Below are 15,666 nucleotides of genomic sequence, written 5' to 3' on the forward strand. Positions count from 1 at the left end.
CTCTGGAAACGAGATCGTCGTCGCGGTAGCTTCGCTCATGGCGGTGGGTTCCGGTGAAGGGTTGGAGGTCAGATGCCTCCCTTCTCCACGAACCCGCCGCCCTCTTCAACCTACGCCGTCCACAACATTCGACGATAACTCTCTGTTTGTCGCGTAATGGTTGCGCGATACCGCATGTTGGACGCCGAGTTGGGTCGGAAGTTCTACGCGGCGAGGCGGACCGGCCGGGTCACGACCTGCTCGGCCGCGAACGCTTCGACCGCGTCGATCACCCGCTGCTGCTCTTCGGGCCGCAGCTCGGGGTAGACCGGCAGCGACAGGACCTCTGCGGCGGCCCGCTCGGTGTGGGGCAGGTCGCCGGGGTGGTAGCCCAGCGGGGCGAAGCACTCTTGCAGGTGCAGGGGGATCGGGTAGTAGATCGCCGAGCCGATCTGGCGCGCGGCCAGGTGCTGCTGCAACGCGTCGCGGCGGCCGCCGGTCACCCGCACGGTGTACTGGTTCCAGACCGACGGGCAACCGAGGGCCTCGACCGGAGCGGTGACGACCTCGGCGGTGGGGCCGGCCGAGAAGGCGGCCGCGTAGCGGTCGGCGTGACGCGTGCGGGCGGCGGCGTACGCGTCGAGCCGGCGGAGCTTCACGCCGAGCGCGGCGGCTTGGATCGTGTCGAGCCGGCTGTTGAGGCCGACCACGTGGTGCACGTAGCGGGGGTTCTGGCCGTGGTCGCACAGCACGCGGACCGATTCGGCCAGCGTGGCGTCGTCGGTGGTGACCATGCCGCCGTCGCCCATGCCGCCGAGGTTCTTGGTCGGGTAGAAGCTGAAGCAGCCGAAGCGGCCGAGCGAGCCGACCGCGCGGCCGCGGTGCGTGGCGCCGATGGCCTGGGCCGCGTCCTCGATGAGCGGCAGGCCGTGCCGGTCGGCGACCTGCTCCAGCGCGGTCATGTCGGCCGCTTGGCCGAACAGGTGGACCGGCATGATCGCCTTGGTGGCCGGCGTGACGCGGCGGGCCACGTCGGCCGGGTCGATGTTGAACGTGTCGGGCAGGATGTCGGCGAACACCGGCGTGGCGCCCAGCCGCGACACGCAGCCGGCGGTCGCGAAGAACGTGAAGCTGGGCACGATGACCTCGTCGCCCGGCCCGACGCCCAAGGCCATCAGGGCGAGCAAGATCGCGTCGGTGCCCGAGGCGCAGCCGATCGCGTGGCCCACGCCGAGCCGCTCGGCGATGCGGTCTTCCAGGTCGCGGACGGCCGGCCCCTTGAGGAACGCGCCGGCGTCGATCACCTCGGCGATGGCGGCCAGCACCTCGTCGCGGAGCGGGTCGTTTTGGCGGTTGATGTCCAGCAGCGGGGTGGGCTGGTGCGCAGCGTCGGCGGGCGTTTGCATGACCGGTCTTCCCTGATCGGAACGTGGTGTTCGCTAGTGAGGGGACGCGCGGGCGGCTTCCTGCCGCCGGGGCGGCGTGGGGCGGAGCGTAGGAACGACCCGCAGGCCGAGTCAACGCCGACGCGCCGGCCCCGCTGGCCGGGCCCGCGCTAGGGAGGATCGGCCACCGGGGGCGCCGCTCACGAGACGAACCGGGCGGGTGCGACCATCGGTCGCTCTGCTAGCACGCGCAAACCAAGAGCCGCCGCCGGCGGGGCGCCGGCGGCGGCTCGTTGGGAGTCGATCGGTTGTGGGTCGCGCGAGCGCGGGTCAGCCGCGGCGGCCGCGGGCCGCGACGGCCGCGAGCGACACGAGCGCCAGGCCGGCGGCGGCCGGCTCGGGGATCGGCGTGAAGCTGCCGATCGGGAAGGCGTTGGCGCCGGTGTTCTCGGTCTTGCCGTCGTTGGCGTCGACGCCGCTGAAGCTCCAGTCGCTCAGCACGAACGGCGAGGGGGTCGTCGGGTCGTTGTCCGGGTCGGTCGCCGACGTGAAGTCGTTGCGGTAGGCCCAGCCGTCGAGGTGGTCCCAGGGCTGGCCGGTGCCGTCGACGTTGATGTCGCCGAACACGTCGCCGACGACCGACGTGGCGAAGTCGCCGTCCATGTCGTTGTCGAAGAAGACCTCGATCGCGTCGTCGCCGTTGATCGCGGCGGCGCCGCCGCCGGTGTCGAACGAGCCGTCGAAGATCAGGTCGGGGGTGAAGCCGAAGTAGGCAGCGAACGTGTCGAAGCCGCCGTCGACCACGTACAAGAAGTCGCCCGCGCTGGCCGAGCCCGAGAGGATCGTCTCGGCGCCGTCGGTGCCGCCGCCGTTGTTCGCGGCGCCGATCGCCCACTTGCCGAGGTCGGGGATGTCTTCCACGGCGAACAGCTCGACAACCTTCGGCACGCCGCCGGTGAGGGGGCCGTCGAACATGCCGGTCACGATCAAGCTGAGGTGCGCGGCCTGAGCCGACGCGGCCAGCATCAAGCCGGCCGAGAGGAATCCGAGGGTGCGTTTCATGAGACTGCTAACTCCGAGGGAAGGGGGATAGCGTCTGTCGTCCGCTGACAGGGCGTCTATCCAGAACGTTGAGCGTGAAGCCGTTCGCCGCGGGAAGAAGTCGGGCCGATTCGGAAGGGGGTGCGCGCGGGGAGGGCAAGCGGGGGGAGGCGGGCGATCGCGGGGCCGCCGCCCCGGCGGGAGCCGCCACGGTACTCTTTATCCAGATTGCCTCAACCCACTTTCGCCCGATCTGAACGCTTTCTTAACAATCGCCACGCCGGGCCGCCGGTCGCCGTGCGCAAAAGCAAGCGGGCGCCGGAGCCAATCGCCCCGGCGCCCGCCTGGTGAGAGTTCAAAGCCGCCGCCGGTGGGCGTCTGTGCCCCCCGCTTCCTGCATCCGGCGGCGGTGTGGAAAAGCTGTCGGCGGTCAGCTATCAGCGATCAGCTGTCAGCCGATAGCCGATAGCCTACGCATCAGCTGCAGCCCATGCTCGCTCCGCAGTTGTGGCACAGGTAGCAGTTGCCGTTGCGGACGGTGATACTGCCGCAGTTGTCGCACGCGGGGGCGTCGGTCTGGAAGCCGGCGAATTGCTCGTTGCGGCTGCCTTCGGAGAGGACCACGCCGGCGCGCTCCAGGAGCTTTGCGCCGAGGTCCTCGAGGGCGGCGGCCGAGTCGGCCAATTGCTTGGCGGCCCCTTGCTTGGCGGCCGCACCCGGCGCGTGGCCGTTGCGAGTGGCCGGCGTGGCGTCTTGCCCAGCCGTGTGCCCGCCGGCCGTCTTGGCGGCGGGCCCGGTCTCGCCGAGCTCGTCCCCGGTGGGCGGGGAAGAAGACTTGGCCGGGGCGGAGCTGCCCGCGTCGATCGCCGAGCCGGCCATCTGGCCCTGCGAGGCTTCCTTGTACCCGGGCAAGAACGTGATCCCGAGCCAGCGGAAGATGTAGTCGATCAGGCTCTTGGCGATGCGGATGTCGGGGTTCTTCGTGTGCCCCTGGGGCTCGAACCGCATGTGGCTGAACTTGCGGACGTAGTCCTCCAGCGGCACGCCGTACTGGAGGCTCATCGAGACACTCGTGCCGAACGCGTCCATCAGGCCGCCGATGGTGCTCCCTTCCTTGGCCATGGTGATGAACAGCTCGCCGGGGCGGCCGTCCTCGTAGAGGCCGACCGTGATGTAGCCCTCGTGGCCCGCGACGCTGAACTTGTGGGTCTTGGAGTCGCGGGTGTCGGGCAGCCGCTCGCGGCGGGGTTTAGCGACGCCGTGCTTGTGCGTGGCGGCCTCGTCGGCCTTGCCCTTGCCGCCTTGCTTCTTCGTGTTGAGCGGCTGGCTGTCCTTGGAGCCGTCGCGGTAGATGGCCAGCGCCTTGAGGCCCAGGCGCCAGCCGTCGTAGTAGGCCTCGGCGATCTCTTCGGGGGTCGTGTCGCGCGGCATGTTGACCGTCTTGCTGATGGCGCCAGACAAGAACGGCTGCGCGGCGGCCATCATCGACACGTGGGCCCGCCAAGGGATGCTGCGTGTGCCGCCCGCGGGGGTGAACGCGCAGTCGAACACGGCCAGGTGCTCGGGCTTGAGGTCGACGGCGCCCTCGATCGTGTCTTCGCGGTCGATGTGGCCCAGGATCGACTCGATCTCCGGCTGGTCGTAGCCGAGTTTCTCCAGCGCGATCGGCACCGTTTGGTTGACGATCTTCAGCATGCCGCCGCCGGCGAGCTGCTTGTACTTCACCAGCGCGATGTCCGGCTCGATGCCGGTCGTGTCGCAGTCCATCATGAAGCTGATGGTGCCGGTCGGTGCGAGCACGGTCGCTTGGGCGTTGCGGAAGCCGTGCGCGGCGCCGGCGTCGACGACCTTGTCCCAGACGAGCTGGGCCGCGTCGCGCAGGTGGGCCGGGCAGGCGGGGTCGATCTGGGCGACCGCGTCGCGGTGCATCTGCATCACCCGGTTCATCGGCTCGGAGTTCTCGGCGTAGCCGTCGAACGGGCCGACGGCCTCGGCCAGCTCGGCGCTGGTGAGGTTCGCCGTGCCGTGGAGGATGGCGGTGATGGCGCCGCACGTGCCGCGGCCCTCGTCCGAGTCGTACGGCTTGCCGCCCGCCATCAGCACGCTGCCGAGGTTCGAGTACCCCAGGCCCAGCGGGCGGAAGCGGTGGCTGTTCTCGGCGATCTGGGCGGTCGGGTAGCTGGCGTGGTCGACCAGGATCTCCTGAGCGATGAAGAACACACGGCACGCGGCGGCGAAGCGCTCGTGGTCGAACGTGCCCGCCGCGCCGCCGGCGTCGTCGGCCTTGCGGACGAACTTCATCAGGTTGATGCTCGCCAGGTTGCAGGCCGTGTCGTCGAGGAACATGTACTCGCTGCACGGGTTCGACGCGTTGATCCGGCCGCTCGCGGGGCAGGTGTGCCAGCGGTTGATCGTCGTGTCGTACTGCACGCCGGGGTCGCCGCAGTGCCACGCGCACTCGGCCATGCGGTTCATGACCTCGCGGGCCTTGTAGGTCGGCCCCTCGACGGTGTTGTCGGTCACCCAGCGGGTCCGCCACTCGGCGTCCTTCTCCAGCGCCTGCATGAAGTCGTCGGTCAGGCGGACCGACAGGTTGGCGTTCTGGAACATGACGGAGCTGTAGGCTTCGCCGTTGAAGTTGGCCTCGTACTTGCCGCTGGCGATGAGGGTCTGGGCCTTCTGCTCCTCCTTCCACTTGCACTCGATGAACTCCATCACGTCCGGGTGCCAGACCTTGATGGACTGCATCTTCGCCGCGCGGCGGGTCTTGCCGCCGGACTTCACGACCGCGGCGATCTGGTCGTACACCCGCATGAACGACAGCGGGCCCGAGGGGATGCCTCCGCCGGAGAGCTTTTCGCGTCGGCTGCGGAGGGTCGACAGGTCGGTGCCCGTGCCCGAGCCGAACTTGAAGAGCATGGCCTCGCTCGTGGCGAGGCGCATGATGTCCTCCATGTTGTCGCCGACCGACTGGATGAAGCAGGCCGAGCCCTGGGGGTACTCGTACGGGTTCTCCGGCTGCACGACCGACTCGGTCTGTGGGTCCCACCGCCAGTTGCACTTGTCGCCCGTGACGCCGTACTGGTGGTACAGGCCGACGTTGAACCACACCGGCGAGTTGAACGCGCCGTGCTGGTGCAGGCACAGCCACGAAAGGTCGCGGTAGAAGCGCTCGCCGTCTTCCTTGCTGGCGAAGTAGCCGTCCTCGAGGCCCCAGTCGGCGATCGTGCGGCTGACGCGGTGCACGAGCTGCCGCACGCTGTACTCACGCTCGGGGGTGCCGACCTCGCCGTAGAAGTACTTACTGCAGATGACGTTCGTGGCCAGCTGGCTCCAGAACGTGGGGACCTCGCAGTTGGTCTGCTCGAAGAAGACCTCGCCGTTCTCGTCCTTGATCTGCGAGGTGCGGACCTCCCAGTTGACCGTGTCGAACGGGTCCGCGACGTCCGTCGGGCAGAACGTCGGATCGACCTTCAACCGGCCGTGGAACGTCTTAGAGCGAGCCGGTGGGCCGCCAACCTGGGGGGTGGGGGTAGATTGGGCTTGAGCAGTCGCCACGAGGACCTCCTGTTTGGTTGGGCGAGACTGGGCATCCGAACCATTGGAGCAGGTGAACGGGTGTTCATTCAACTCCCGCTGCGTCGCATCGGCTAGTCGCGCCGAGAGGCTTCACTCCGTCTTGCGTACCGCGTTGCGTCCGTGCGGGCGACCGTCGTCGTGAGGTCCGCCCCCATATGTGGCCCCTATCGGAACCAACTCCCGAAAAAGGGGAGCTAAAACGCCGCGTAAGCCCAATATGTTGTGGCGGATGCCCTCCAGGACACAACATTTGGGCCCTCAGGCGGCAAATCGTACGCACCGCGGCGGGATCGTCAATCCAAATCCTGGTGTTTCGTAAGTTGCTAGCACACAACAGGTTGTGGATTGCGAGAAGACAAAGAGAAGCTGGCGTGAAGCCGCCGTTAAGAGCTTAAGTCGTTGCCATCATGCAGCTTACGGCAAAGCAGCTTGTCCAGGGGCAAGACGCCCCCTTCACCGAGCTTTTTAGGTCATGTGTGGCCCGCCTGCGAGAAGCCGGGCAGGATCGGTAAACGACGCCGGCTAGCGAGAGAGAGAGGGGGGCGCCTTTCGATCAGCCGAGGCCTCGGCACACGCCAGCCCCGCTAAGCCCGCGCTTCGCGCAGGGGCAAACCGTCGGCGAGCTGGCTGGCGGCGCCGAAGGTTCCCCTGACGGGGCGTCACGCAAGCGGTCGCTCGACGCGTGCGCCGAGCGTCGCGCGCCAAGTGTAGGTAGCGGCTCAGCCGCTACTCGACTTCCTCGACGGCCGGATCGTCGATGGCTGTGTCGCCGTTGGTTTCGCCGGTGGTCCCGCCGGCGGGCGGCGAGTCGGGCGTGGTGGCTGGCTCGTTCGTGTCGGGGCTGGTTTGGGGGGCCTCGTCCGTCTGGTTGTTGAAGGCGCCTTCCTCGCATCCGGCGAAGGTCAGGCCGACAACGGCGGTCAGAGCGGCGGCTCGGATCAATCCAAGAGTACGCATGGGTCGGTTGCTGGTTAGGTTCGGTTCGAGGGGAAGCCGTCGCCGGCGGCGAGCGGCCGGCGGCGACGGCGAGGATCGTGTGGATAGGGCAGCGCGACGCCGGGGGCTCTATTGCCCGCTGTCGTCATTGCCCGCTGTCGTCCTGGCCGCCGAACAAGCGAGTCGGCTCCTCCGACTTGACCGGCTTCTTGAGCGACTGGGATTCGAGGTTCGCCTGGAGCCGCACGGCGCCGGCTTTTTCGGCCTTGGCGACGAGTCGCCAGACCGCCTCGCCGCCGGGCTTCAGCTCATCGACTCGGTCGAAGCGGACTTGGCCATCTTGATCCTCCGCGTCGGTTTCGCCGGAGGCCTCGACGAACGAGAGCCCGCTGGGGATCTTCGCGGTCAGCTTCAGATTCTTGGCCGGCGCGTTGCCTTCGTTGCGGACGGTGATCGTGTACTCGACCTGCTCGCCGACGCGGACGACGTCGGGGTCGTCGATGACGCCGATCAACAAGCCCGGGATCTGGGCGACCTGGATCGTCGAGGAAGCTCGGGCGTAGCGCTGCTCTTGGTCTTCTTTGTTTGGGGCGCAGCCGTAGGCGGCGATCGCGGTGAGCTGGAACTCCTCGGCGTCGGCGGCGCGCAGCGAGAGGTTCACCGCTGGCCCTGCTGCGATTGGCCCTGCTGCGACTGATCCTGGTCAGAGGAGCCGTCGCCTTGCCCCGAGTCGACCTGCGAAGACCGTTCGCTTTGCGGCCCGTCGCTGCGGGATTTTTGGTCGTTGGACTGCTGACGGCTCGATTGCGACGACGAGCTGCTGCCGGAGCTACCGCTTTGCGACCGAGTGATCTCGATCGGGCCGTCGGCAGCGACGCGGATCTTGATGTCGTGAGCGGTTAGCTGGCTGCTGGTGTTCTTCACAACCAGTTCGATCTTGAAGCGCTCGCCGACACGCGTCTCGTCCGGTGTGGTGGCTTCGATCGACAGCATCCCCGCTTCGGGCGGCAAACGGAGCGACTGTGTCTCCGACACCGCGACGCCCGCCGTCAGGGCGGCGCTGAGCGCGAGCAGAGGGTGATAGCGACAGACAAGGCGCGACATGGTGGATCCTACCAAGCACAGAAGGGAGCGGATGAAACGGTTCGTTGGCTTCGCGCCCCTCGGGCAATCGCCATGCCGTCTGCCGCCGCGGCCGGGCGGCGTCTGCGGCGCGAACCTTTCTTGGTGTGCCGGGTTCTGGCTTGGTATGAGCACCACCGCCTATCGCTGGGACGCCCGCCAGGCCGCCGAGGACTACGACCGGGCCGGGCCCGTCATCCACCCGCTCTACGACGAGGTGCAGCGGGCGGTCGTCGCCGCGTTGCCCGAGGGCGTGTCGCACGTGGTCGACTTGGGCGGGGGCTCGGGCCGGCTCGCGGAGCGGATCCTCGCCACGCGGCCCGCCGCTGCCGTGACGGTCGTCGACCCTTCGGCCGCGTTCCTCCGCTTGGCCGCCGAGCGCCTGCACCGTCAGGCGAGCCGCGTGCGGCTGGTTTGTTCCAAGGCGCAGGACGACTGGCCGGGGCGCGTCGCGCCGCCCGGGGCGATCGTCAGCACCTCGGCGCTGCACCACCTGGAGGGCGAGGAGAAGCAAGCCGTGTTCGCCGCGTGCCGTGCGGCGTTGCCGCCGGGCGGCGTGCTGGTCAACGGCGACGAGTACCGCCCGCCGTCGGACGCGTTGTACCGCGGGCTGCTCGAAGAATGGGGCGAGCACATGGACGCGGCCGTGGCGACCGGCGCTATCCCCGACACGTTCCGCGGCGTGATCGACAAGTGGCGCCGCCGTAACCTGGGCGACTTCGGGGGGCCGCGCGCTAGCGGCGATGACTGCCACGAGACCGTCGAGGAGCAAATCGCCAGGCTCTACGGCGCCGGGTTCGCCGACGTGTCGGTCGCTTTCCGAGAGCGCCTGTGGGGCGTGTTGGTTGCGCAGAAGGCGTGAAGCGGCGGCCCTCAGCCCTCGGCGAGACCCGGCGGGTCGAAAGCCATCAGCGGCCCGCTGGAGGGCGGCGAAGCTTGACTTTCCCAGGCGCCTCGGATCGGCTTACGGGGCGGCGGCCAGGCTTGGTCGCTCCCCCTGGTCTACCGAGGTCCCCTGCTATGTCCGGTCGTGTCGCTGTTGGTGTGGCCCTGCTGGTTGCTGTGTCGTCGGCCGACGGCCGCGACTGGGCGCGGTTCCGCGGCCCCAACGGCGAGGGAACAACTGCCGACGCGGCGCCGCCCGTCGAGTGGGGGCCCGGCGAGAACGTGGCCTGGGAGGCCGACCTGCCGGGGCCCGGCTCTTCGAGCCCGATCGTCGTGGGCGACCTGGTGCTGGTGACTTGCTACACCGGGTACGGCCTGGACCAAGAGAACCCCGGCGACCAGCAGGACCTGAAGCGCTGTTTGATCGCGTACGACAAGCGGTCGGGCGAACAGCGGTGGCGCGTCGACGTGCCGGCCGAACTGCCCGAGGACGAGTACGCCGGCATGTTCGCGCAGCACGGCTACGCGAGCCACACCCCAGCCAGCGACGGCGAGCGGGTTTACGCGTACTTCGGCAAGTCCGGTGCGCTGGCGTACGACCTCCAGGGCAAGGAGCTCTGGCAGACCGATTGCGGCGATGGATTCGGCGCGAACGGGTGGGGCTCGGCCGCGAGCCCGCTGATCTACGGCGACCTGGTGATCTGCACCGCGACGGCCGAGAGCGAGTCGCTGATCGCCCTCGACAAGAAGACCGGCAAGGAGGTCTGGCGACGCTCCGAAGAGGGCTGGGACGGCGTCTGGGGAACGCCGGTGCTCGCCGAGGCCGACGGCCGGACCGACCTGGTCTTCGGCGCGCCGCAGCAGATGCTCGGCATGGACCCGGCAACCGGCGAAACACGCTGGACCTGCCGCGGCGTGGAGACCGACGCGGTCAGCACCAGCCCCGTCGCGCACGACGGCGTCGTTTACATCATCTCGGGCCGCGGCGGGGCGCTGGCCGTCCGCGCCGGCGGCGAGGGCGAGGTGGACGACTCGCACGTGCTGTGGCGCGCAGGGCTACGGGGCTCCATCAGCACGCCGGTCTACCACGACGGCCGGCTGTACGGGATCGGCCGCGAGGGCGTGTCGTGTGTCGATGCGCAGACCGGAGAGCGGGTCTACCAGGCGCGTTTCGAGGCCGTCGCCGAGGGGCCCGAAGCCCAGCAGCAAGAGCCCGGCGCCCAGCCACAAGAAGCCCAGCCACAAGAACAAGAGGAAGGCGACCAGCCGCGTCGCGGCCGCCGGGGGGGCGGCGGCGGGGGGCGCTTTGGCTCGATCGCTTACTCGTCGCCCGTGGTGGCCGGCGACCTGATGTACCACTTCGGCCGGCACGGGGCGGGCCACGTGGTGCGGCTCGCGGGGGAGTTCCAGCAGGTCGCTAGCAACCCGCCGCTGAGCGAAGGGGACTACAGCGGGACGCCGGCCCTGAGCGACGGCGCGATGTACGTGCGGTCGAGCCGCAAGCTGTACTGCGTGCGCGAAGGGGGCGAGTCGGTCGCGCTGCGGTGAACGACGGGGGGTGAACGACGGGCGGTGACCGGCGGCGAGGTTGACCCACGGGTGGGCCCGGCGCCGCAGGACGCGGATAGCGGAGCCGCGCTGAGGTGCCGTCTCTCTTCCCGGAGCGCTGTCAGCTTGTGATGCCGTCGATCTTCACGCGGGTGAACATCTTGCGGTGGCCCGTGTGGCGGCGGCTGTTCTTGCGGCGCCGCATCTTCACGACCTCGATCTTCTTGCCCTGGCCGGTGCCGAGGACCTCGGCCGTGACGCTCGCGCCGCTGAGGGTGGGCGTGCCGAACTTCAGGTCGGCGCCGGCGCCGACGGCGAGCACCCGGTCGAGCGAGAGCTTGTCGCCGGGCTTCGCGTCTTCGCGGTAGTCGAGCGCAAGCTCTTGGCCTTCCTCGACTTTGTATTGGCGGCCGCCGTCGACGATGATCGCGTACATAACTCGGTTACCTCGGGCAGCCGGGCAAAGGATACTGCCGCCCCGGCAAGAGCGGACGCTTCGCAGCGAGCCCCACAAGTTAGCGGCGCCGCCCGGGTGTGTCGAGGCCCGGACGCCAGCGTTTCCGGTCTGGGAAGGCGGCCGCCGCGGGGCTTGCGCGGCCCCCCCGCCCGATCCCCGCCCTCGCGGGCGGTAGGGCGTCGCCGTAGAACGGTCTGGCCCCGCCGCCGGCATGCCCATTGCTCCTGCTGCGGTATCCCGAAGCGCGCCGGCCCTGCGTCTGCCACCTTCTGGCCGCAACCGCAGCGGCGCGCCGCTGCCGTTCCCCCTCACGATCCCCGGCGCCGAGGTGACCCTATGCCGCTCGAGACCACCCTCCGGCTGTTGTGCGGCGTGCTGCTCGTCGCGGCGAACGGCTTCTTCGTGGCGACCGAGTTCGCCCTCACCCGGGTGCGGCAGTTCCCTAAGGAAGAGTTCCAAAGCCACCCGGGACTCCGCCGCGCGTGGAAGATGACCGAGGAGCTCGAGATCTACCTGACCGGCTGCCAAGTCGGGATCACCTTCACGAGCCTCCTGCTAGGGATCATCGTCGAGCCGGCGGTGACCGAGTTGATGGAGCCCCTGGTGATGCTCTTCGGCGTCAGCGAAACGGCCGCGCACGGCGTCGGGCTCACCGTGGGGCTCGTGCTGATCAACCTGGTGCACACGATCTGGGCCGAGCAAGCGCCCACGTACCTCGGGATCGAGAAGTCGAAGATGATCGCGAAGTACTGCGCGATCCCCCACCTGTGGTGGACGCGGATTTGTTACCCGCTGCTGATCGTCGGCGACGGCGTCGCGAAGTGGACGCTCCGCTTGTTCGGCATCGAGATGAACCGCTCTTGGACCGAGGCCGAGGCCGGCGAGAAGCCGCCCACGCAGCCGCAAAGCCGCGCCGACCTGATCAGGACGATGGGCCAGGCATTGGAGGGCGCCGGGCTGCCAGACGACCGCCGCGACGAGGTGCTGCGGACGCTCCACATCGGCGAGATCGCCGTGCGGCAAGCGGCCGTGCCGCGCGAACGGATCGTCGCGTTGCGGGCCGACGAGTCGTTCTCCGAGTCGATCGAGAAGATCGGGCTCTCGAAGCACACCCGCTACCCGTTGGTCGGCGACAGCCTCGAGGACTTCCGCGGCGTGGTCTACCTGCCGGAGCTGTTCGCCTACCTGGACGACCTGATCAGGGGCGACAAGCGACTGGCCGACATCGCCGCGGCGCCGATGGAGGTCTCGGCCGACCTGCCGATCGCCGAGCTCGTCGACCGCTTCCAGGAGAAGAGCCACGAGCTCGCCCTCGTGCGCGACGGGGACCGCGTGGTTGGTCTCATCACGTTGACCGACGCGGTCGAGAAGATCGTCGGCGAGGCCGAAGACCCGCTCGACGCCCGGGCCGACGACAGCGTCGGCCTTTGACGCGCGGCGGCGTCGGGGCGATACCTTCCGACCAACAACGCAACGAACCGCCCGCCCGCTCCCGCTATGCCGCCAGAAGAGAAACCGCCGATCGAGTTGGGCGTCGTCGTGGCGGGGCGGATCGACTCGATCGACGCGGCGGCCGCCGAGGAGGCCGTCGGGCGCGCGGTCGGCTTCCTGCAAGAGCGTTTCGACGCTTACAACTGGCGGGTCCAGATCGCGCGACGCGACGAGTGGACCGTCGACACGCCGGCCGAGCCGACCGTGCTGCTGCAACCCGCGCGCGACGCCCGCGACGAGCACGGCTGGGACTTCGCGTTCGTGGTCACCGCGGCCGACCTGGTCAGCCACTACAAGCCGTACAGCTTCGGCGTGGTCTCCAAGGCGCTCGACGTGGCCGTGCTGTCGACCGCCCGCGTGGACCCCCGCTCCGCCGATCCCGACGCGCCCGAGGAGCACCGCAAGCGGCGGATGACCGACGCGCTGTTGCGGATCCTCTTGTACTCCGTGGGCCACTGGCTGGGGCTCGACCCGCACGCCGACAGGGCCAACGCGATGCACCGGTTCGACCCCGCGCTCGAGCCGGGCGAGCCGCCGGAGCTCACCCGGGACCAGATCGACGAAGCGAACCGCGTGCTGCGCGACATCGCCGACCAAAGGCTCGAAGAGAGCCCCGGCGGCGCGTCGAAGTGGCTGCCGGCGTTCTACGTGCGGGCCGTGTGGCTGAACCGGTGGGTGATCCTCGACACGCTGCGCCGCGCGCGCCCGTGGGAGTTCCCGCTGCGGCTCAGCCGGCTGACGACGGCCGCGTTGTCGACGGCGGTGGTGCTGTTGATGACCGCCGAGACCTGGGACATGGCGATGAGCCAGCGTTGGTCGGTGGTGGCGGCGCTGCTGGTGTTCTCGATCGTTGCGACGACGGCCTACGTCGCCGTGCGGCAGGGGTTGTTCCTCCGCCGCAACGGCCGCCGGGTGACCGAGCAGATCGTCACGAGCAACGTGACCGCCGCGTCGATCGTCGCCGCGGGGATGCTCTTCATGTACGCGTGGCTGCTGCTGATCACGTTCCTCGGCGCGTGGCTGCTGTTCCCGAGTCGGGTGGTGACCGGGTGGGCCGCTTCGCTGGGCGGCGAGCCGCGTTTGGAGCACTACTGTTTGATGGCCGCGACCGTCGGCTGTCTGGGGATCCTGATCGGCGCGCTCGGCGCGTCGTTCGAGCGGAACACGCACTTCCGGCACGTGATCTATGTCGACGAAGAGGTCTGACCACCCGACCGCCCGGCTACGCGTCTGGGGCCGCGCGGCGCTTGCCGGGGCGGCGCTGGTTGGCGTCGCTGCGGCGCAGGACCCTCCCGCCGAACCGCCCGAAACCGCCCCGGCCGAGGGAGCGCCGGGCAAGGTCGACGTCGAGCCGGTCGCCGAAGACCAGCAGATCGCCGCCCGCCTGGAGCGGATCCTCCGCGCGACCGAGTGGTACGAGTCGCCCGGCGTGCGCGTCGACGAGGGGGTGGTCTTCCTCACCGGCTCGACCGACACCGACGACCGCAAGGCGTGGGCGGCCCAGCTCGCCAAGGCGACGCAGGACGTCGTAGCCGTGGTCAACGGGATCCGGGTCCGCACGCCGAGCCTGCTCGACTTCACGCCCGCGTATGCGCAGCTACGCGAGATGGGACGCGGCGTGGTGCAATCGGCGCCGGCAATCGCAGTGGCGGTCGGGTTGTTGCTCCTCGCTTGGCTGGCGTCGCTGTGGGCGAGCAAGCTGACGACTTACCTGGCCGAGGGCCGTATCGGCAACCGGCTGCTCCGCGGCGTGCTGGCCAAGGCGGCCGGCGTGCTGGTGATGGTGATCGGCGCCTACCTCGCGCTGCAGGTGGCCGACGCCACGCGGCTGGCGGCGACGGTGCTGGGCGGGACGGGGCTGTTGGGCATCGTGATCGGCATCGCGTTCCGCGACATCGCGGAGAACTTCCTGGCCAGCCTCCTCATAAGCGTGCAGCGGCCGTTCGAGATCGGCGACCTCGTCACCATCGAGGGCCGCCAGGGCTTCGTCCAGGCGGTGACCACCCGCGGCACGCAACTCATGACCCTCGACGGCAACCACGTGCAGATCCCCAACTCGATCGTCTACAAGAGCGTCATCGAGAACACGACCGCCAACCCCAACGTGCGGCTGTCGTTCTTGGTCGGCGTGGACTACGCGGACTCCGCGGCCGAGGCCCAGCGTGCGGTCCTCCAGACCCTCCGCGCGCACGAAGCGGTCCTCGACGAGCCCGAGCCGCTGGTGCTCGTCGACGAGCTGGCCACGTCGACCGTCAACCTGCGAGTCTACTTCTGGGTCAACGGCCACGAGCACAGCGTCATCAAGGTCCGCTCGGCCGTCATGCGCCAGGTGAAGCGGGCGCTGCAGCAGGGCGGGTTCACGCTGCCGGACGAGTCGCGCGAGATGATCTTCCCGCAAGGGGTCCCGGTCACGCTGCGGCAAACGGACGAGCCGCCCCCACCGCCGCGCAAAGACCCCGCCGAGGCGGACACGGCCGAGTCGGCCGAGAGCGCCGCGTCGACGACCGAAGCGGAAGGGGGCCTCGCGCCGGAGAGCGTCGAGATCAGCCGGCAAGCGGCCGCGTCGCGTCCGCTGGAGCGTGGGGAGAATTTGCTCTAGCGGGGTCGGCGTCGCGTTCGGCTTGGAGGTATTCGAACTCGATCGGCGCGTGGGCCACACGGCGGAAGACCAGCAGGCTGCCGACCGTGTCGGTGAGGCCCGCGAACACCGTGGCGACGGCCGTCCACATTGCGACCCAGCCGCCGACGCGCACCGCCTCGCCGATGGTGCTCATCAGCTCATCCGCTCCGGCGCTGTTGGACACCAGCTTCGCCGCGAGCAGCGTCGCGAAGCCCAGGCACAGCAGCAAGCCCGAACGCTTGGCCTTGCGCCGCAACGCGTCCGAGTGGCGGCCGGCCATGTCGCGGAACAGCGCGTGGTAAGCGTCGCGCGTTTGTCGCTCTCCGGCCTCGGAGGGGGGGGAGTCGCGCATCTCGAAGACCAGCCGCGGGGGCTTCTTACCCGGCAGGGCCGCTACCTGCTCCCGGAGCACAGCACAGAGCTGCTCGTCGACCTGCCGCGTTGTGGGGTGCGACAGGTCGTTCGGCTTGTACGGGGGGCGGTAGCCGGGCAGCGCTACGCGGAGCTCGCCGCCGCGGCGGCGCCGCCCGGGGGACGGAGATGGCGGTTGCGTCGTCATGGTGTGACGGCGGGCTGCTGCCCGCGTCGAATGCTTGTTGGGCGGCCGATAGCATCGTCGCCAG

Annotated in this window: 13 protein-coding genes; 5 read left to right on the plus strand and 8 right to left on the minus strand. The window is 69.5% G+C overall.

Annotated features, from left to right (window positions below; genetic code table 11):
* Positions 1-203: 203 nt before the first annotated feature.
* From RIC11_RS15865 to RIC11_RS15890, 6 genes are all read right to left on the minus strand, one after another.
* A complete protein-coding gene (locus RIC11_RS15865; protein WP_350213031.1) occupies positions 204-1,385 on the minus strand; it encodes a DegT/DnrJ/EryC1/StrS family aminotransferase in 1,182 nt (393 codons plus the stop codon).
* 309 nt (positions 1,386-1,694) lie between these two features.
* Positions 1,695-2,426: a hypothetical protein gene (locus RIC11_RS15870; RefSeq protein WP_350213033.1), complete on the minus strand. Its 732-nt coding sequence runs from the start codon at positions 2,424-2,426 to the stop codon at positions 1,695-1,697.
* A gap of 456 nt (positions 2,427-2,882) precedes the next feature.
* The gene (locus RIC11_RS15875) at positions 2,883-5,963 is read right to left on the minus strand and encodes a vitamin B12-dependent ribonucleotide reductase (protein WP_350213035.1); all 3,081 of its coding nucleotides are present in this window, start codon (positions 5,961-5,963) and stop codon (positions 2,883-2,885) included.
* 747 nt (positions 5,964-6,710) lie between these two features.
* Entirely contained in the window at positions 6,711-6,941 is a 231-nt protein-coding gene (locus tag RIC11_RS15880; RefSeq protein WP_350213037.1) for a hypothetical protein, read from the minus strand.
* 124 nt (positions 6,942-7,065) lie between these two features.
* Positions 7,066-7,581, minus strand: coding sequence for a hypothetical protein (locus RIC11_RS15885; protein ID WP_350213039.1), 516 nt, complete (start codon positions 7,579-7,581; stop codon positions 7,066-7,068).
* A complete protein-coding gene (locus RIC11_RS15890) occupies positions 7,578-8,024 on the minus strand; it encodes a hypothetical protein (protein ID WP_350213041.1) in 447 nt (148 codons plus the stop codon). The genes RIC11_RS15885 and RIC11_RS15890 overlap by 4 nt, the downstream gene beginning before the upstream one ends.
* A 145-nt stretch (positions 8,025-8,169) precedes the next feature.
* On the opposite strand from RIC11_RS15890, the gene RIC11_RS15895 reads away from it, so the two are divergent.
* Positions 8,170-8,904: a class I SAM-dependent methyltransferase gene (locus RIC11_RS15895; RefSeq protein WP_350213043.1), complete on the plus strand. Its 735-nt coding sequence runs from the start codon at positions 8,170-8,172 to the stop codon at positions 8,902-8,904.
* Between the two features lie 158 nt (positions 8,905-9,062).
* Positions 9,063-10,475: a PQQ-binding-like beta-propeller repeat protein gene (locus tag RIC11_RS15900; protein ID WP_350213045.1), complete on the plus strand. Its 1,413-nt coding sequence runs from the start codon at positions 9,063-9,065 to the stop codon at positions 10,473-10,475.
* A gap of 121 nt (positions 10,476-10,596) precedes the next feature.
* On the opposite strand, the gene rplU is transcribed toward RIC11_RS15900, so the two are convergent.
* Positions 10,597-10,911 (minus strand): 50S ribosomal protein L21, encoded by a 315-nt coding sequence (gene rplU / locus RIC11_RS15905; protein ID WP_350213047.1) that lies wholly within the window; start codon positions 10,909-10,911, stop codon positions 10,597-10,599.
* Positions 10,912-11,268: 357 nt separating this feature from the next.
* Here rplU and RIC11_RS15910 point away from each other — a divergent pair, with 357 nt between their 5' ends.
* The 3 genes from RIC11_RS15910 (at position 11,269) to RIC11_RS15920 (ending at position 15,022) form a co-directional block, all read left to right on the plus strand.
* Positions 11,269-12,363 carry a CNNM domain-containing protein gene (locus RIC11_RS15910; protein WP_350213048.1) on the plus strand — a complete coding sequence of 365 codons (1,095 nt, stop codon included), beginning with the start codon at positions 11,269-11,271 and terminating at the stop codon, positions 12,361-12,363.
* Between the two features lie 66 nt (positions 12,364-12,429).
* Positions 12,430-13,629, plus strand: coding sequence for a hypothetical protein (locus RIC11_RS15915; protein WP_350213050.1), 1,200 nt, complete (start codon positions 12,430-12,432; stop codon positions 13,627-13,629).
* Entirely contained in the window at positions 13,610-15,022 is a 1,413-nt protein-coding gene (locus RIC11_RS15920; RefSeq protein WP_350213052.1) for a mechanosensitive ion channel domain-containing protein, read from the plus strand. The genes RIC11_RS15915 and RIC11_RS15920 overlap by 20 nt, the downstream gene beginning before the upstream one ends.
* On the opposite strand, the gene RIC11_RS15925 is transcribed toward RIC11_RS15920, so the two are convergent.
* Positions 14,967-15,602 (minus strand): hypothetical protein, encoded by a 636-nt coding sequence (locus RIC11_RS15925; protein ID WP_350213054.1) that lies wholly within the window; start codon positions 15,600-15,602, stop codon positions 14,967-14,969. The two genes, RIC11_RS15920 and RIC11_RS15925, sit on opposite strands and share 56 nt — an antisense overlap.
* Positions 15,603-15,666 lie beyond the last annotated feature (64 nt).

The organism is Botrimarina sp. (assembly GCF_040219535.1).
GTDB lineage: Bacteria > Planctomycetota > Planctomycetia > Pirellulales > Lacipirellulaceae > Botrimarina.